Here is an 18,077-nt window from a genome sequence, read left to right on the forward strand (position 1 = left end):
ATCATCTCCTGCTTTATCACTGGCAAATGGCTGAGGCATAACTCAGAGCCTGCTTCTGACTGTCAGTCGGCAATTCATAAATCGCTGTACAATTCTCAGTTGCCCCATTGCCCCATTTCGCTTTTACAGTCCCCTTTGGGGAGAGACCAGTCAGATAAACTTGGCCACCGTCAGCAACAATGCTGCCTGACTGACCATCGCCGTACGAGACGACGGAACCGAATGGAACAGGCTTACCGTTACTTGTTAGCGTCATTAGGACCTTCAAGCCGACACGAGCCTTGAAGGCTGCACGAACTACGGCTCCACGCGTAGGCACTACACTTAGCACTGGCTCTTCAAGCTCAACATTATTCGCCAGAGTATCGGTATTGAGTGATATCCGATTTTCACGATAGTCCATGGCGTACGGGAGAACGGCATAACCTCTCCAGTCAGTTCGAACTCCGGTCTGATTCTCAACAGAAACGTTCTTCGCCCCGGGAGCCTTTATCAGTACCATAGTGTCGTTTAGCGGTTGACTGAGAGTGACACCATCCTCATGAGCTAAAACGCCGCCACTGACGCCGTAATACACTTGTTTATAATCACCGCTGTGGCTATATCCGACATTGGCATTACCGTAAGCTCCTCGGTAATTAAGAGCTGTATTGCCAGTTGCGCCGGAATTGCCGACGCCCCCACGGGCATAACCAGTCTGTACGCTATAACTGAGGTTATTATCCTCAAGCAATGTCCCATAAAGCCCCGCAGTGTTTGTCGTGCGGCCCTTGAAATCAGTGGAAGTGTTATAACTTGCATTGGCGTTCCTGAACGCGGACCGGGTATCTGAACGCATCCAATGACTTAACGGAATATTGATGTTGAACGCGAGTAATTGATCTTTAGCTTCAGCCCAGGCATTTTTGGAGAGACTGTAACTTAGGCTCCAACTAATATCCTGTATGGTGCTGTTATAGCCCACCTGAAGCTGCTCATCCGAGCGTCCTGTATTCCAGTAGTTTTGGTGGCTACCAGTCAAATACAGCGTAGAAGTGCGCCCCACTTGCTGCGTTACTGTCGCCTGCAGCCGTCCTCTCTTACTGTAATTCAGGTTGTAGTAATCAGTAAGCTTCGGCTTTATATTCACAATACCGTCTTCACTGATGACGGTATATCCGCTCATACGGTTCCACGCCGTATCAGCCAGAGAATAAAAACCTTGCGTTGAATAACGATATCCGACTAGTTGGAAATTGGTGCCCAACTCATTTAGGGATTTGTTATAAAGGAAACGTAGTGATTGTCCTTGATGCTTACTACTATCAGGCAAAGTAGCATTAGCCTGGGTGAGGTCCGCAGATACAGCGCCGAGATAACCGAGATTTTTTCCCAGACCAAGGTTAAAGGAGCGATAATCATTTGACACACGTGTACCACCATAAACTGTCCAACCCTCAGGTAGACCCCAAAAAGCAGTACCTTGAAAGAACTCAGGCTTATTTTGCTGCGTATTACCGCTACGATATTGACCTGCAGTTACCGCGTAATTCACCTGGCCTTCACGCTGTAACATAGGTACAGACGAGAAGGGCACGGTAAAGACTTGAGCGGAACCATCCGCTTCTTTCACCGTAACCTGTAAGTCACCACTATTTCCTGCTGCATATAGATCACCAATGGTGAATGCGCCAGGTGATACAGTGGTTTGATAAATCTCATAGCCATTTTGTTTTATCGATACACGCGCAGTGCCCCGCGCTATTCCATGGATAACTGGCGCGAAACCGCGCTGGCTGTCAGGAAGCATATTATCGTCGGAAGCCACTTGAATACCGCGGAAATTAATTCCTTCAAAGATATCTCCTGTCGTGTAACCGTCACCAATCGTCAGTCGGCTGCGCCAATTTACGATGTCACGTTCCAGCCAGGTATTGACGTGTTGCCAACGGTTTTCGTTATACCCCGTACCGCTGCTGTAACTCCAGGTTGTGTTATCACGTAGTCGCCATGCCCCCAGATTTAAGCCAGACTGTAAATTGAGGTACGAATAGTTGCGTGTATCACCATTATTATTGCTCCGTACTTCACTGCCAGTATAGTTATAGTTGAGCAAGCCAGCCGTAATACCATTATCCCAAAGTTCGGGGGAAATATAGCCACGTGCTTTGCTACCCATGAAAGCCTGAGGTATACTTATAGATAGGCGCTGACGTCCAACTTCGAATGAGCTTGAGGCGTCGGTAATAAGCCTTGTAAATGGCACACACGCTGTACTCTTCATAAGAGCAATATTTGGCAAGGTTAATATATTGACACCCAGCGATGATAACTGAGAACGCGTCAAGCATGGCTCTAACCTTTTCCCATCATCGCTTTTTTCGAAAGTGACATCACGAGTTGTCATATAGCCATCATTCATATAGATGTCTACACGGTAAGTGCCAGGTGGAGCTTCCAGTCCCTTCTCGAAACCGGACAAATCGGCAACCGACTCCGGGTCATCAGACAGAAACCGGGGGTTGAAGTAATTATCTGCACGAGCAGAAAATGTCGATGCTATAAAAAGCAATGTCAGCGGCGTTAGCATTGCTTTTTTAAGGGCCAATTCCCGGATGCTGTGTTTGGTCATATTATCCGTGCCTGCTCCATAATCCAGGTATGACATAGTCCCTCCTGCACGCAATTATCCATGCCGGCTTTATGTTTACCTGCGTTATTGAAATCCATTTTCCCAATATAAATATCGAGATAGTTACTGCATGGTGCCTTTCATCACTGCAGTCAGAGCACCGTAATCGTTAATTGTACGATAAGTTATATCACTACCTGCATCATTTGGAATTTTAACTTTCGCATTCCCCATTGGCGGGACCATGGTATTAGCCAATATACGGGAACCTGAATTCAATTCCGTGACAGTCAAAAAGTAAGGTGTGGGATTATTAATCACTAACGAACCTCCACTCTTATTGAATGTTAATTTACTTGGTGCTTGATCAGGTGCAACACTAAGGTTTCCCGGACGATAGAATAATTTTATACGGCTCGTTATCGCCAGTTGTAGAGTATTCTCTTTTTGTTGATTTTTATCTAATGAGGGAATAGCTTTAACATTCACCCAAAAAAGACTTTCTTTGTCTTTTGGCAAGGCGTTATTTGTAGCATCAATAATACGTAACGTATTTTCTTTCTTACCTTGCATGACAAACAACGGGGGTGTTATGACGAAACGAGCCTCTTTTTGACCGTCATTACTCTCAACCCAAGATTGAATCAGAAAAGTGTCCTTTTCATTATTGTTGCTGACACCTAGTGTAACTTGCTTCTGTCCAGCCGGATAAATAACGCGTGTTGCACCAAGAGCCACACCCGCCTCCGCACGGCTGGTGCATATAATCACTGCCAAGGCCAGCAGTGTTCCCATGACTTTTCCGGTCATATTAATTTTTGTCACGTTAACCTCTTGGGCGGATAGCCGCCGTCTCATCATTCTGCGAGAGCACTTATCTCTAACGGATAAGCGTGAAAACGCACGATAAAGAATTCTATTGGTACGTCAGAGAAAACCAGGCCTGTGCGTTGGCTAAACCACCGGTAACGGAATTTCCGGTAGCCCGGTATTTGGCAACAAACTGCAGGACACGGGGTCCCTTGGTTAGTGGCCTCCAAGCCTGGGGTTCAGAATTGATAGGTATAATCTTTCCGGTGTCATCGAAAAGGGCTACGCCAATGCCTGAAGCAATACCTTCCCCCTCACCAACAGAGAGCACATCAGGGTTTTTGCCATCAGCAATCCCATGAAAGACGATACCGACTCGGTCACTGACATTTGGATTACAATCCTGGAGGTGCAGGGCGAATGAGACCGGAGCTGCGTCGTCACCTGCTGCCCTGAATCGATTGCTGCTGACTTGCCCCATCCGGACAGTCATTTGCCTGTCTCCTGCCTCAACCGTGCAAGCCTCAGCTATAAGCTCACCTTGGAAACGCATCTGACCACCTGGGAGAGTGACGTTCCACTTGTTACCTGCGATAGACAAAGGTGCCAGAAACATAAGAAAGAGTCCCAGTCTGTTTTTTAGCATCGCGTTATCCCTCCTCGATCACTTAAAACAGGCCATCCTGGCCTGAGAATGCATCCTTGCAGACCAGAATTACTCGTACTGAACTTTGAAATTGGCGTTAGCGTTGGCGGTACCAGCTGTCGCCACACCGGTCGCGATATAGCGAGCCTGGAATGGCAAAGTGTTCGTACCATCAGTCAGGGTGGCAGCAGTGCTGAAAGTTGCACCGTCAAATGCCAAGGCTTTTCCTGCGCTATCCAGAACCTGAACGCCTACGTTAGTAGCGCCGCCCGCAGAAGAGCTTTCAAGAGCCAGTGCGGTTGGGTTGTCTCCAGCTACGGCCACGCCTGAGAAGGCGATAGCAGCTTTGGTGGCCACAGTCGTGTCACAATCGTTCAGTTGAATGTTGAAACCCACTGAAGAGCTAGTTTTACCTTTTTCGCTCAAGGTCGCAGTTTTCACCTGACCCAACTGTACGGTCTGGTCAACAGAACCAGCATCAACAGCACAAGCCGCGTTAACGACTTCACCCTTAAAGTGTACAGTGCCGCCATTGACGGTAGTTGTTGCTGCATGAGTAATGCCTGCAGTGAGCAGTGAGGCCGCGATCAGGGTATTGATGAGACGAATCTTACGCATAGGTTCAAACTCCATGTCTTTAGTAAATTGCCATTAATTGGCATAACGCGTTGACTCACAATCCCCATGAACTCGTTAAAACACTGCCTAAGTGAAGAACGGCTTGCCGTTTTTGCGATGTCCAAAGTGGTCAAAATGAGCCAAAATGACTAGTTAAGTCATATACTCTGAAATGAATCAAAGCATTGGTAATCGTCGGAGTTAATCACTGAAAAATGAATTAATAATGGTTGAATGATTCTATTGTTCTGGTGCATGAACGTAAGGTAGAAATGGGGTTGTCAGTGCGGCTATGAGCTAAAATCAGAGCTGACTTTACTATTGGATTTACAAAAATTTGATAACAAAGGAATTTTTTATTTACGAATTTTTTAATTGACGCAGATTGAACTTTAGATAAGTATATTTACAGTTTGGCTCATTTTGACCTATTTCTTTATGTTTTTCTTTGCCATACCCCTATAAATCTCGCTGCATTACTCGAAGTATATAAAACTGTGTGCTGTATGTTTCTGTGACCAAGATAGTCTTGGATCAAGCGAGTATCGGCCCCTTTGTTTGCTAAAGCGTATCCACATGAGTGACGTAACATATGTGGACTAAGGGACACAGGAATTCCAGCCTGTATGCCATATAGCCTCAACAGTTGGTAAACTTGCTGACGAGATAATGGTCCCCCTTTTCGTGACAGGAAAACCCAAGGTGTATCAGCATCACGCCATGTTAAACGTTCTTTAATCCATTTTCGTAGAAGAATAATCTCTGATTTAAGTAAAGGATGCGTAGTTTTCAGCCCATTTTTCAACCTATTAACGTGTACTATCCCATCTTCCAGATTGATATCAGAGAATGTCAGATTGCACAGCTCACTCACGCGAAAACCATGGATAAAACACATCTTTATAAAACACTCATCTCTTCTCGGATAAGTCCCATTGCGAGATGCGTGCAATACAAGCTTTATTTCTTCATTAGTAAGGTATTTTCGTTTATTCAAGGAGTGCTCCAACTAGTATCTATTTTGAACATTTGTTATAAAAAAGAGAAATGTTAATATTTCACTTAGTGTAATTATACTCTCAAGAAAGGATTGGTAGTGCAATACGCCTTAACGTAACAAGAAATTCACACATTAACAGAATTAATTTCTTATACACATACCTTCATCTTCCGTCAGACGGAACTATGTTTGTTAATAAACTGATAAATAGGTCCTACAGTCTTCCTGATTTGAAAAGCAACGACAGGAGGCTATTTTAATAATATTCCACTCTAAGTAGTGTGAACCAACTGTTCTTGGTAGCGTTGTGGGCTCACACTCAGAACTTAAGTCAACTATGCGTATGTAACAGACTACACTCAGATAAGTACTTTATAGCATATAATCATGCATAAAAAAGCAAACCAAGACAAATAATATCAACAAATACAGTGATTTATAGATAATTATGATTCGAACACAATTAAAAAACCAAAGGGCATGGGCAATTATTCAACCTCAAAAAATAATATACCCGGCACACTTAGTTAAACAATTAAATATAAACACCAAGAAAACCTTCAAGAAATTATAGTTGCCTTTATAAAAGTGAAAAATTCACTAGCATCCGATATTTACACTCAAAAAATCATTCAGCCTTAGTCATAGCGCAACAAGATAAACCCCTTCCATACCATTAAATAAAATAACTAATTATTGATTTTTTAAGGGAATTATTTTTAATTAAAAAAACACATTGAAATATAATTATAATTTTATAAAAATTTAATTAACCAGATATTAAAATCAACCTTAAATAAAATTTATTTATAATAAACCATTGCAAAAACAGGATGCATACACTTAAATTTACATTAATTATACATATAATTGCAGAAAGCGATTATACGGTTAGTTGATTATCTCACTAAAATATTTACTAGATACAATCAATTTTATAAGACTATAGAGTGATGATGTTACCAATAGACATGCCTATGTTTAGAGATACCATTGTCAACCATACAACTCATACTCATCTCATGTTAATGACATTAATCATTAGCCGGTTATGATCAGTGGGGAAACAAACAACCATGAGAATAAACTTATATAGCCCATAGATACCTCAATTTTCTATACTCACTATGAAATCACTACAGGATTTAATAGTATTAAGTGAGTTTTGAAATTCAGAACAACATTAAACATTACCTAAACCACTCAAGAAAAATTGTAATTAAACATTAATTCGCCACCCTTAAGAAAACACAATAAATTTAAATTCAAGAATGTTCCAATATTTACTTTGCATATCAATCAACTTCCTGACATTATCTAATGGCTGTGTCTTAACATAAGTTATTATGCATTTTATAAGTTAATGACAGGAATTTGTCACTATGAATCCATCTTTGAAAAGAAAGTATCTTACGCAGAATGAGATAATACAACTTATGAAGGCTTCAAGAAACGGACGATATCCAGAAAGAGATGAATGCCTTATATATTTATGTTTCACTCATGGGCTTAGAGTTAGTGAAGTCTGTCACTTACGAGTTTCTGATATTAACCTTGCTGATGGTGTAATTCATGTAAGACGACTAAAGAATGGTCTTACAACCTCTCAACCTCTTTTACCCAACGAGATTTCTTTATTAGAAAAATGGTTATCCATAAGAAAGGAATGGAGAGGGGAAGAGCTATATAATCTTTTTTTATCGCAGAAAGGCAGGAGTTTATCTCGCCAGCAGATTTATAATATTTTACGTAAATACGGTCTAGCGGCAGGGATTTCCATCCCCCTACATCCTCATATGTTACGACACTCATGTGGCTTTGCATTGGCTAATACTGGTGCTGACACCCGACTTATACAAGATTATCTTGGCCATAGGAATATCCATCATACCGTGTTATATACAGCAAGTAACCATGCAAGATTTCTAGGAATTTGGAACTCAAGTTTTATTATTGAAGAGTAACACTGTCAATATTAAATAAAATCACCATTAAAGATTGTTATTTATTAAATTACCCCCCTGTTTGTGATTTTCCAACAGGGGACTCACTCATAAGATCTATTTATATTAATTAACACATTGGATTAATCTAGTGACAAATTAAAAAACCGACTTACTGCCAACCAGACATTTAATTTTCACGAATTTTCAATAACCATTTAATTGCTATCAAAAAAGAATATTCCATAAGCGATAATAGTTGTTATGAATAGTTTATAGTTAAAGTAGTCAACTTGACTTATCCTATACCAGTAGATATTTCCTGTCCGCACTACTAGGTTTGTTCGAAAATCTCGGGATTGACCACTCCGCTACGCTATTATTTCAGCAGTTGCCACATCGACTCACATTCAGCGCATTCAAAGCCAGTTCCCGCAAAAAGGTAGGTTTCATTGGCCAATCAACCAAGTTTCAGATGAGGAAGTGGATGATCACCGCCAGATATAGTCTGCCCGCACGTAATCCGGTCCCTCTGGTAATGCCAGAGGCACTTAACCAGAACTGATCCATCGATTTTATGCATGATGCGCTGATGTGTGGCAGGCGCTTTAGGATCTTCAATGTCGTGGATGACTTTAACCGCGAGACGCTGGGGATAGAAATTGACCTGAATATCCCGGCACAGCGTGTTGTCCTGCTTCTAGACAGAATGGTGGCAAACCGAGGTTATCCACTGAAAATGCGGATGTATAATGGACCGGAACTTGTATCCCTAACGCTGGCGCAATGGGCTGAAGAACATTGTGTGATGCTGGATTTTATTAAGCCGGGGAAACAAGACACAGAATGCCTTTATCGAACGTTCTAACTGTACATACCGTACAGAAATCCTGGATTTTTACCTGTTCAGAACGCTAAATGAAGTTCGAGAAATCACTGAACGCTGGCTGACTGAATATAACAGCGAGTGGCCTCATTAATCCCTGAACAACCTGATGTCGGAAGAGTACCGGCTGATGGCTGAAAAACCGGAAATCTCAAAAAGTGCGTGGAACTAAAACAGGAATGCTTAATTACTGCCGTCTGTTTTTGATAAGAATGGACAGGCCTTGGCCGTCGTTGAGGGTGTAGGGTTTTTCCTGGGGTTTGGAGCGGCGAATTTGTATATCAGTTAGAAGCATGCGTATAAGTGGATTCTGTGTATAAAAACTTTATACACATCACTATGCACATTTTTCTCGGATTCAGGCAGTAGCACACGGACTTATACGGGCAATCTTTGGCGGAAGATCACAGGAGTCGAACCTGCCCAGGACCGCTGGCGGCCCCAACCGGATTTGAAGTCCGGCCGCCCCACCGGGGACGATGATCTTCCTTCGGGAATCGGAAGCAAGGGGCTGATTATAGCGCAGTTTGCCCTTGGCGCTAAGAGGGAAATGGCGGTAGCCTCCGGCAATGCACCGGAGGCATACAGGGTTAAGGCTTCAACAGTTCCTTCACGTCCAGCAAGATAAATTCGTTGTCATCCGCCACGTTTGGCTGGCGGCTGGATGAGAACGGGAAGTTATTATCGTTACCGACGATGATATGACTGCCGTCCACCACGTCCACGTTTTCAATGGTGAAGAACGGGAAGGTCAGTACACCGTCGTTCAGCGGCTTGCGCGCCAGCTTGTTCGGGTCCTGAATGTTCAGCAGATCGATATATGCCAGTTTTTCTACCGGTTTGCCGACGTTGGCATCCGAGAAAGCGATTTTATACACCCGTTTGAACTTCGCTACCTGGCTGAAGCAATTGTCGGTCGGCGCACCCGCAACGCAGGCTTTGTCCGGCGTGCCTTCGCCGTTGTCGCGCTCGATCACCAGCCCGTGGGTGGCGTCGATCATATTGAAATCACCGATGGCGTTTTGGTTGTCTTCCAACACGTATTGCCAGCTGCGGCCGGTCCAGGCCTGCTGTTTCACGTCGAACTCCAGCACCCGCAGGTAACGTTTGCCGTCGAGGTTTTCAAACTTCTCGCCATCCCACAGCGCGCCCTCAAGCAACGGGTACAGCTTGCTGCCGTCCGGCGATGCCGCCATGCCTTCAAAGCCTTTAGAACGCGCCACCTGGAAGTTCTGTTTGCCGTCCGGCGCCCCCGGCAGCGTCAGCGTCGGGTTATCTGGCGATTTGACGACTTTGCCGTCCACCCTGGTGTCAAACACCGCCAGCACCTTGCCGTTCAGGTCGGCCTTGATCAGATAAGGGCCGAATTCGTCGCCGATCCACAGGGCATTGTCGGCGAACTGGAAGCTTTCCGGATCGAAATCGCTGCCGGTCAGGTAACGCTTGTCGGTACTCTCATTGATGATATGGAAGGGTACATTTTTATCGGGATCGTGCAGGAATACCGTTTTCAACGGCGTCACCGTGCCGTTGCTGAAGTCGATTTTGTAATGATTGAGGTACAGCATGGCATCCGGCGAGTTGGCCTTGCTGCCAAAACCGTTGTCGGTCAGTACCCAGTAGGTACCGTCTGGCATATGTTTGATGCCGGAATGCCCCTGTAACGGCTGGCCGTTGATCGGCAGGCCAATACCGGTCATGCGATCGGCGGATTTACCCGCTACGCTGCCCAGTTCGGTCACGCGTTTGCCGCTGGTGTATTTGCCGCTTTGCTGTAAATCGGCAGGCGCATCCTGCGGCGCAGTGACGCTGGATTTTACGGCCAATAGCGCGTGCCCGGCCAAGGTCGCCGGCACCGGTTGGGCGTCAGCCCACAGGTTGGTGCTCAGCGCCATACAGCCAGCCAACAGCGCCAGACGGGTTTTGGTGATGTGCATGTCATGGTTCCCTTTTTGTTGTTATTACCCAGAGGTAAAAGCAACGTCACTATAGGGAGCCGCAATGACAAAAATATTATTCGGCGAACGCCCGCCGGTAGCTGTGCGGGTGGAAGCGCCAGGTAATCGCAATAAGCACCACCACCAGCAATGCATGGATTTGCCAGTCCAGCACAAAACCACCGCTGTAATCACGCAGCAGGCCGGAAATATAGGGCGTGGTGCCCGCCAGCAAGAAGCCGATGCCCTGCATAAACGCCACCAACCGCCCCGCTGCCGCAGGGTGAGGTATATGGTCGAGCGCCAGCACCAGGCACAGCGGGAAAGCACCGCCCAATCCTAAACCGGAAAGCAATACCCATACCCACGGCAGTGTCTGCGGCAGGTAGATAAGCCCGACGAAACCAATCAACTGCATGACCAACGCCAGTAATAACAGCGGGCGACGATCCGCCGAACGCGCCAGCGCCGGCAACAGCAGCGCCCCCACCACCTGCCCAAAGGTCATCAGTGCCAGCAAAGTTCCGCTGGCCTGTGGTTGCCAGCCGAGCTGCATATAATAGGGCGGTAGCCAAGCGATCAGGCTGGTATAACCGCCATTGATCAAACCAAAATAGGCACCAAGTAACCAGGCTCGGCGGCTGAACAACAGGCTCGGTCCGCGGGAAGTCCCCGACGGCGTCAGGCGTGCCAAGCTACGGCTCACTGGCCACCAGGCGATCAAGGCAACTAATGCCGGCACCGCCCACCACGCCAGTGCGCTGTGCCAGTCATGGCCGATGTTCATCAGCCAGGGAGTAATCGCTGCCCCTAGCCCGCCACCGCCCATCAGCGCCGCAGACCACAACCCGGCCACCAATGCCATTTGTTTTAGAAAGTGATGTTTGATAATGCCGGGCATCACCGCCTGGATCACACCTATCCCCAGCCCACCCAGTACGGCACTCAGCATCAATTGCGTGCTGCCTGGTGCCAGCTCCCGCCAGGCGGCACCCACGCCAATCGCCAGCAAGCTCAACACTACGCTGGTCCGCTCGCTGAACAGGCGGTTGATCGCCCCACCTGCCAGCGCCATCAGCCCCATCATTAACACTGGCAAGGTGGTCAGCAGTGCCGCACCGCCAAAACTCAGGCCGCTCGCCTGCCGCAACGTCGGCAACAGCGGGCCGATAGAGGTCAGCAACGGCCGCATATTCAAACCAATAAGCACCAAAACCCACAGCAGAGGGTTGAACCAGCGGCGTAAAAGGGGGGGAACTGCAAAATGATTTAACACGGTCTATTCCTGAACTTCCGGGATGAGGAGTGCGGGGTCACAGAGTCACCGCCGCAGCGTTGCCTAACTGTAGGCTCCCCCGTTAGTATTGGGAAATTAAATAATAAAATAGCCAACAGTGGGAAAATGAATCGCTACCCGATGTTTAATCCACAGCTACTGCTCAGCTTTGTCGCCGTGTGTGACAGCAACAGCTTCACTCGCGCTGCAGAACGGGTATTTTTGTCGCAATCCACTGTTAGCCAACAGGTGCGCCGGCTGGAGGATATGCTGGGTAAGCCGCTGTTTGAACGCTCGTCTCATCAGGTGCTTCTCACCGAAGAGGGGGTGAAACTGTTGAGCTATGCGCGGCGGATCATTGCACTGAATGAGGAAGCGCACGATGCCTTAACCGGCATCTGGCGTGATGGCGTGTTAAGACTGGGAATGCCCGAGGATTTTGCCGCACCGACCACCGAATTGCTGGCAGAGTTTAGCCGCGCCCACCCGCATTTGCGGCTGGACGTCACCAGCGGCCTGAGCGCGGATCTGCACAGCGCCTACGCCCGTGAAGAACTGGACCTGATTTTGGTAAAACAGCGCCGTAACCAACCGCCGCGCGCCGCCAGACCGGAACCGCTGCTGTGGCTCGATAGCCTGGCCTTCCCGGCGATTGAACAATCGCCAGTGCCGTTGGCGGTGTTCCCGCTCAATGGGCTATACCGCGACGATTTGTGTCAGGCATTGGATAATCTGGGCAAGCGGTGGCGCATCGGCTACAGCAGCACCAGTCTGGCAGCACTCACAGCCGCTTCTGCCGCCGGATTGGGCGTAACGCTGTTACCCGCCGGCTGTCGCTTGCCAAGCCACCGGGTACTGGGCATCGCCGAAGGATTGCCGCCGATAGACAACATTGAACTGGCGCTGTATTACCGCGACGGCGCCCCCGCTGCCACCCCGGCACTGGCCGAACGGTTAAAAGCGTTTTGTGGGTTGGTGTGAGCTAACCTGTTGCCTTATCAGCTACACATGTAGCCATTATGGCTACATCCGGCCTAATAGCTAACCTCGCCATAGCGCTCGCGATACTCTTTGGGTGTCATGTCATAGCCTTTTTTGAACACCGAATAGAAATATTGCAACGACGGGTAGCCGCACATTTGCGAGATTTCGTTGATGGTCAACGAGGTTGCCTTCAGCAGGTTACAGGCTCGATCCAGCTTTTCCTGATGGATCACATGGTGGATGGTTTCGCCGGTTTCATCCCTGAAGCGTTTTTCAAGATTGGAACGCGACAGGCCAACCGCATCCAGCACCTGTTCGACCTTGATGCCCTTGCAGGCGTGGTGACGAATATAATGCATCGCCTGAATCACCGCCGGGTCACGTAGCGAACGGAAATCGGTAGAACGACGCTCGATCACCTTCACCGGCGGCACCAAAATGCGTTGTAACGACATCTCGCGGCTATCAAGCAGTTGATGAAGCAGCTTGGCGGCACGATAGCCCATCTGGCGGGTGCCCTGCGCCACCGAAGACAACGCCACCCGCGACAGGTAACGGGTCAGTTCTTCATTGTCGATGCCAATTACGCACAGCTTTTCGGGCACCGCGATATCCAGATGTTCGCAAACCTGCAGCAGATGGCGCGCACGCGCATCGGTCACGGCGATAATGCCGGTCTGCTGTGGCAACGTCTGCACCCAGTCCGCCAGCCGGTTTTGTGCGTATTGCCAGTTCTCCGGCGCGGTGGCCATGCCCTGATACACCACGCCCTGATACTGCTCCAGCAGCACCCGCTGACGAAAAGCATATTCACGTTCCTGCGCCCAGCGCTTGCCGCCTTCGCTCGGTAATCCGTAGAAGGCAAACCGATTAATGCCCTTTTCCTTCAGGTGAGTGAACGCCGCCTCTATCAGTGCCTGATTATCCGTGGCGATATAGTGCACCGGCGGGTAATCCTCTTCACGGTGATAAGAACCGCCCACACCGACAATCGGCACCTTGACGTTATGCAGCAAATGTTCGATTTCGCGGTCGTCGAAATCGGCAATCACCCCATCACCCAGCCAATCCTTGATATTGTCGATACGGCAGCGAAAATCCTCTTCGATAAAGATGTCCCAGTCGCACTGTGAAGCCTGTAAATACTCCCCAACGCCCTCAACCACCTGGCGGTCATACACTTTATTGGCGTTGAACAGCAACGTGATACGAAAGCGCTTTTCGAACATGCGACATCCCCGGTAAGTAGACTGCTCTCTGGGATAACACAACCTCTCTGTGGGAGCAGCAGGCCTCACCTCATAACTGTGATCTCTAAAGCTATATCCAAAATAATTGACGTTGTATCAAGGCGGCAAAGGAACTCATTCCGATGAGCTTACTCAAGTAAGTGATTCGGGTGAGTGACAAATCTGCTAGGAGCAGATTTGAACGCTGCTGGCAGCGGCCCCGTCAGGGGTGAGGCCCAGGGATGGGCTGAATAACGCAGCCAACACAGCTACAGCTTCAAGTATGAAGGATATATTCTTAAGCCCGGCGTTTGCTGGCGGAGTCCATCCATACCGCCAGCAGCAAAATGGCGCCCTTGACGATGTACTGCCAGAACGTCGGTACGTCCAGCATGCTCATGCCGTTGTCCAGCGATGCCATAATGAACGCCCCCATCACCGCCCCGGCCACGCTGCCTATGCCGCCTGCCAGGCTGGTGCCGCCGATCACGCAGGCGGCGATAGCGTCCAGCTCGGCGATATTGCCCGCCGAAGGCGAACCGGCGCCTAACCGCGAACTGAGGATAAGACCGGCAATCGCCACCATGAGACCGTTAATGGCGAATACCGCCAGTTTGGTGCGCTCGACGTTGACCCCCGATAAGCGCGCAGCGTCAATATTGCCGCCAATAGCGTAGATCCGGCGGCCAAAGGCGGTGCGGGTAGCCATAAATATTCCCGCCAGCATCAACGCGGTCAGAATTAACACCGGCGTAGGTACCCCGCGGTAATCGTTGAGCAAATAGATTGCGCCGAGTACCAGCAGCGCCAAAATGCTTTGTCTGGTCACGTCACCGGCAGGCGCCGCTACGGGCAAGCCAAGCTGTACGCGTCGGCTACGCCGCCGCCATTGCCATACCACAAACAGTGTCAGCCCCACCGCGCCGATACCGAACCCCAGCCCACTCGGCAGATAACTCTGGCCGATTTGCGACATAGCGCCGCTGGTCGGTGCCACCGTGGTGCCATTAGTGATGCCGATCAGGATACCACGAAAGGCCAGCATCCCCGCCAAAGTGACGATAAACGAAGGGACTTTGCGGTAGGCAACCCACCAGCCGTTCCAGGCACCCAACAACAGACCGGCCAGCAGTGTCACCACGATGGTCAGCGGCAGCGGCCAACCGAACCAGACGTCAAAAATCGCCGCTGCGCCGCCCAATAACCCCATCATCGAACCGACCGACAGATCGATTTCAGCCGAAACGATCACAAACACCATGCCAACCGCTAAAATGCCGGTGATCGCCGTCTGGCGTAGCAGGTTGGAGATATTACGCGCGCTGAGATAGGCCCCTTCGGTGGTAAAGGTAAAGAACAGCATAATGACGACTATCGCCGCCAGCATGACAAACACCTGCAAATTAATGGCGTTCCGCTTCACTGTCGGTGTTTTCTCCACCCTTGGTGGCGCGATCGCCTCAGACTGCGTATTTTTCGACATCTGTTTCACTCCTCAATGCGGCTTCCATCACCTGTTCCTGGGTAAGGCCGCGGTTGATCAACGACGCCTTGATGCGCCCCTGGTGCATCACCAGTACCCTATCGCTTAATCCCAGCACTTCCGGCAACTCGGAAGACACCACAATCACCGCAATGCCTTGCTGTACCAGTTGATTAATTAACTTATAGATTTCCTGTTTTGCACCGATGTCGATGCCGCGCGTTGGTTCATCCAGAATGAGAATCTTCGGCTTCAGTAGCAGGCACTTGGCCAGAATCGCCTTCTGTTGATTGCCACCGCTCAACCGGGCGATAGCCAATTCAGGAGAGGAGGTTTTCACCTTAAGTTGAGCCAGGGATTGGCGAATGGTCGCCTGTTCCCGGGCATCGTCGATCACGGTTAATACGCCGCTGAAGTCGTTCAGCGCTGCCAATGTCATATTGGCTCCCACGCCCATCACAGGAACGATGCCATCGCGCTTGCGGTCTTCCGGTACCATAGCGATGCCGTACCCTATCGCCTGGCGGCAATTATTGATGATGGCCGGCTGACCATTGAGGGTGATGCTGCCCTGCCAACGGCCAGGGTAGACGCCGAACAGGCACTGCATGGTCTCGGTACGCCCAGAGCCGACCAGCCCAGCCACGCCGAGTATCTCGCCGCGCCGCAGGCTGAAGGAAATATCATCCACCCGGCGAACCTGACGGTTTACCGGATGCCAGGCGGTCAGATTGTCCACCTGCAAGATCACCTCGCCTATCTCATGCTGTTGTTGCGGATACAGCTCGGTCAGCTCACGCCCCACCATCATGGAGATAATGTCGTCCTCGCTCATCAACGCCGCCGAACCTGTCCCTATATGCTTGCCGTCGCGGATCACGCAGATCAGATCCGAGATCGCCTTCACCTCGTTCAGCTTGTGCGAAATATAGATGCAGGCGATGCCGTGATCCCGCAGATCGCCGATGATTGCCAGCAGCGTTGCGGTTTCGCTTTCAGTCAGCGACGCCGTAGGTTCATCCAACACCAGCAACCGCACCTGTTTGTTCAGCGCCTTGGCGATCTCCACCAGCTGTTGCTGCCCCAACCCCAATTCGCCAATCGGGGTATTGGGATCGACCTCCAGCTTGACCTGCGCCAGCATGCGTCGGCAGCGCAGGTACATGGCGTCATAATCCATCACGCCGTACCGCCGCCATTCATTGCCGAGAAACATGTTTTCCAGCACCGTCATTTGCTTTACCAGCGCCAGCTCCTGGTGAATGATGGCGATGCCTTTCTGCTCCGTGTCGCGGATGTTTTTCGCCGCCAATAAATCATCAGAGAAATAAATATCGCCCTGATAACTGCCGTGCGGATATATTCCGCACAGCACTTTCATCAGGGTGGATTTTCCCGAACCGTTCTCACCACACAGCGATAATACCTGGCCAGCCTCCAATTTCAGACTGACATTATCCACCGCCTTAACCTCACCGAACTGCATGGTAATATTTTTCATTTCTAATAGGCTGGGCATTATTCCCTCCACATTACCGGCTGTCTTGATTAATTAATGTCGGCTTTTTTATGGAAACCGTCGGCAATAATGGTGCTTTCAATATTCGTCTTATCAACCGGGATCGGTGTTAATAACCAGGATGCCACTTCTTTGTTGCCATTATTTAAGGTGGCGTTAGTTTTCGGCTGTTCGCCCTTGCCCAATTGCACGGCAATGTCCGCGGCCTCATCGGCCAATTTGCTGATCGGCTTATAGACCGTCATGGTCTGGGTACCGGCGACAATGCGCTTCACCGCAGCCAGATCGGCGTCCTGGCCGGAAATGGCCACTTTGCCCGCCAGGCCCTGTGCGGCCAGGGCCTGGATCGCGCCTCCGGCAGTGGCGTCGTTAGAGGCGACCACCGCGTCAATGTTGTTATTGTTGGCAGTCAGCGCATTTTCCATGATTTTTAATGCGTTTTCCGGCAACCATCCGTCGACCCACTGATCGCCCACCAGCTTGATTTTCCCGTCGTCGATCAGCGGTTGCAGCACCTTCATTTGGCCCTGACGGAACAGTTTGGCGTTGTTATCTACAGGCGAGCCGCCCATCAGGAAATAATTGCCCTGCGGTACCCGCTGTACCAGACTTTTCGCCTGCAACTCACCGACCTTTTCATTATCAAAGGAGATGTAGAAATCAATGTCAGCGTTATTGATCATGCGGTCGTAAGCCAAGACCTTAATGCCTTCCCGCTTGGCTTCGCTGATGACGTTACTCAATACCTGGCCGTTGTAGGGAATAATCACCAGCACGTCGACACCGCGGTTGATCATATTCTCAATCTGCGCCATTTGGGTTTCTTCATTGCCGTTGGCTGATTGGACAAACACGTCTGCTCCCAGCGACTTGGCTTTGCTGACGAAGATGTCGCGGTCTTTTTGCCAGCGTTCAAGACGCAGGTCATCGATCGCCATGCCGATTTTGACTTCTTTGCTGAATGCCGGTTGGCTGGCCAGCGCCAGCAGTGCGCAGACCGAAAGGAACACAGGTTTAAATTTCATCTTATATACCTTTGTTATTTAACGTGTAAGGGCAATAATTGAAACAGGCTGGTGATGCAACTTAGAGCGGATTGTTATCGCTTATTTATTATTCGGCAATTACTGATTTT

At 49.2% G+C, this 18,077-nt stretch carries 13 protein-coding genes, 1 tRNA gene and 1 pseudogene; 3 read left to right on the plus strand and 12 right to left on the minus strand.

Annotated elements, in window-relative coordinates; genetic code table 11:
• Positions 1-16 precede the first annotated feature (16 nt).
• The 5 genes from JOE25_RS19220 to JOE25_RS19240 form a co-directional block, all read right to left on the minus strand.
• Positions 17-2,647, minus strand: coding sequence for a fimbrial biogenesis usher protein (locus JOE25_RS19220; protein ID WP_209637949.1), 2,631 nt, complete (start codon positions 2,645-2,647; stop codon positions 17-19).
• A gap of 87 nt (positions 2,648-2,734) precedes the next feature.
• Positions 2,735-3,421: a fimbria/pilus periplasmic chaperone gene (locus JOE25_RS19225; protein WP_209638135.1), complete on the minus strand. Its 687-nt coding sequence runs from the start codon at positions 3,419-3,421 to the stop codon at positions 2,735-2,737.
• 106 nt (positions 3,422-3,527) lie between these two features.
• Complete coding sequence (locus tag JOE25_RS19230) at positions 3,528-4,067, minus strand: fimbrial protein (protein ID WP_209637951.1); 540 nt, start codon at positions 4,065-4,067, stop codon at positions 3,528-3,530.
• Positions 4,068-4,136: 69 nt separating this feature from the next.
• Positions 4,137-4,685: a type 1 fimbrial major subunit FimA gene (fimA, locus tag JOE25_RS19235; RefSeq protein WP_209637953.1), complete on the minus strand. Its 549-nt coding sequence runs from the start codon at positions 4,683-4,685 to the stop codon at positions 4,137-4,139.
• Positions 4,686-5,121: 436 nt separating this feature from the next.
• The gene (locus JOE25_RS19240) at positions 5,122-5,682 is read right to left on the minus strand and encodes a tyrosine-type DNA invertase (RefSeq protein WP_209637955.1); all 561 of its coding nucleotides are present in this window, start codon (positions 5,680-5,682) and stop codon (positions 5,122-5,124) included.
• Between the two features lie 1,385 nt (positions 5,683-7,067).
• Between JOE25_RS19240 and JOE25_RS19245 the strand changes: the two genes are divergently transcribed.
• On the plus strand, positions 7,068-7,649 hold the full coding sequence (locus tag JOE25_RS19245) for a tyrosine-type DNA invertase (RefSeq protein WP_209637957.1): 582 nt from the start codon (positions 7,068-7,070) through the stop codon (positions 7,647-7,649).
• A 487-nt stretch (positions 7,650-8,136) separates the two neighbouring features.
• A pseudogene (locus JOE25_RS19250) lies at positions 8,137-8,686 on the plus strand (integrase core domain-containing protein); the annotation flags it as partial.
• 222 nt (positions 8,687-8,908) lie between these two features.
• On the opposite strand, the gene JOE25_RS19255 reads toward JOE25_RS19250, so the two are convergent.
• From JOE25_RS19255 to JOE25_RS19265, 3 genes are all read right to left on the minus strand, one after another.
• Positions 8,909-9,003: transfer RNA gene (locus JOE25_RS19255), tRNA-Sec, on the minus strand.
• Positions 9,004-9,104: 101 nt separating this feature from the next.
• On the minus strand, positions 9,105-10,451 hold the full coding sequence (locus JOE25_RS19260; RefSeq protein WP_209637959.1) for an esterase-like activity of phytase family protein: 1,347 nt from the start codon (positions 10,449-10,451) through the stop codon (positions 9,105-9,107).
• Between the two features lie 76 nt (positions 10,452-10,527).
• Positions 10,528-11,727: a CynX/NimT family MFS transporter gene (locus JOE25_RS19265; protein WP_209637961.1), complete on the minus strand. Its 1,200-nt coding sequence runs from the start codon at positions 11,725-11,727 to the stop codon at positions 10,528-10,530.
• 126 nt (positions 11,728-11,853) lie between these two features.
• Between JOE25_RS19265 and JOE25_RS19270 the strand changes: the two genes are divergently transcribed.
• Positions 11,854-12,708 carry a LysR family transcriptional regulator gene (locus JOE25_RS19270; RefSeq protein WP_209637963.1) on the plus strand — a complete coding sequence of 285 codons (855 nt, stop codon included), beginning with the start codon at positions 11,854-11,856 and terminating at the stop codon, positions 12,706-12,708.
• A gap of 53 nt (positions 12,709-12,761) precedes the next feature.
• On the opposite strand, the gene xylR is transcribed toward JOE25_RS19270, so the two are convergent.
• The 4 genes from xylR to xylF form a co-directional block, all read right to left on the minus strand.
• Complete coding sequence (gene xylR / locus JOE25_RS19275; protein ID WP_209637965.1) at positions 12,762-13,940, minus strand: D-xylose utilization transcriptional activator XylR; 1,179 nt, start codon at positions 13,938-13,940, stop codon at positions 12,762-12,764.
• Positions 13,941-14,238: 298 nt separating this feature from the next.
• Positions 14,239-15,423 carry a xylose ABC transporter permease XylH gene (gene xylH, locus JOE25_RS19280; protein ID WP_209637968.1) on the minus strand — a complete coding sequence of 395 codons (1,185 nt, stop codon included), beginning with the start codon at positions 15,421-15,423 and terminating at the stop codon, positions 14,239-14,241.
• The gene (locus tag JOE25_RS19285) at positions 15,401-16,942 is read right to left on the minus strand and encodes a xylose ABC transporter ATP-binding protein (RefSeq protein WP_209637970.1); all 1,542 of its coding nucleotides are present in this window, start codon (positions 16,940-16,942) and stop codon (positions 15,401-15,403) included. The genes xylH and JOE25_RS19285 overlap by 23 nt, the downstream gene beginning before the upstream one ends.
• 29 nt (positions 16,943-16,971) lie before the next feature.
• Positions 16,972-17,967: a D-xylose ABC transporter substrate-binding protein gene (gene xylF / locus JOE25_RS19290; RefSeq protein ID WP_209637972.1), complete on the minus strand. Its 996-nt coding sequence runs from the start codon at positions 17,965-17,967 to the stop codon at positions 16,972-16,974.
• Between the last annotated feature and the right edge of the window lie 110 nt (positions 17,968-18,077).

Origin of the sequence: Serratia sp. PL17 (assembly GCF_017832355.1) — a bacterium.
GTDB lineage: Bacteria > Pseudomonadota > Gammaproteobacteria > Enterobacterales > Enterobacteriaceae > Serratia.

Excerpts from the sequence above, each read along its gene's own strand:
- JOE25_RS19220 (WP_209637949.1), bottom strand. The coding sequence starts at position 2,647 with ATGTCATACCTGGATTATGGAGCAGGCACGGATAATATGACCAAACAC.
- JOE25_RS19225 (WP_209638135.1), bottom strand. The coding sequence starts at position 3,421 with ATGACCGGAAAAGTCATGGGAACACTGCTGGCCTTGGCAGTGATTATA.
- JOE25_RS19230 (WP_209637951.1), bottom strand. The coding sequence starts at position 4,067 with ATGCTAAAAAACAGACTGGGACTCTTTCTTATGTTTCTGGCACCTTTG.
- fimA (WP_209637953.1), bottom strand. The coding sequence starts at position 4,685 with ATGCGTAAGATTCGTCTCATCAATACCCTGATCGCGGCCTCACTGCTC.
- JOE25_RS19245 (WP_209637957.1), top strand. The coding sequence starts at position 7,068 with ATGAATCCATCTTTGAAAAGAAAGTATCTTACGCAGAATGAGATAATA.
- JOE25_RS19260 (WP_209637959.1), bottom strand. The coding sequence starts at position 10,451 with ATGCACATCACCAAAACCCGTCTGGCGCTGTTGGCTGGCTGTATGGCG.
- JOE25_RS19270 (WP_209637963.1), top strand. The coding sequence starts at position 11,854 with ATGAATCGCTACCCGATGTTTAATCCACAGCTACTGCTCAGCTTTGTC.
- xylR (WP_209637965.1), bottom strand. The coding sequence starts at position 13,940 with ATGTTCGAAAAGCGCTTTCGTATCACGTTGCTGTTCAACGCCAATAAA.
- xylH (WP_209637968.1), bottom strand. The coding sequence starts at position 15,423 with ATGTCGAAAAATACGCAGTCTGAGGCGATCGCGCCACCAAGGGTGGAG.
- JOE25_RS19285 (WP_209637970.1), bottom strand. The coding sequence starts at position 16,942 with ATGCCCAGCCTATTAGAAATGAAAAATATTACCATGCAGTTCGGTGAG.
- xylF (WP_209637972.1), bottom strand. The coding sequence starts at position 17,967 with ATGAAATTTAAACCTGTGTTCCTTTCGGTCTGCGCACTGCTGGCGCTG.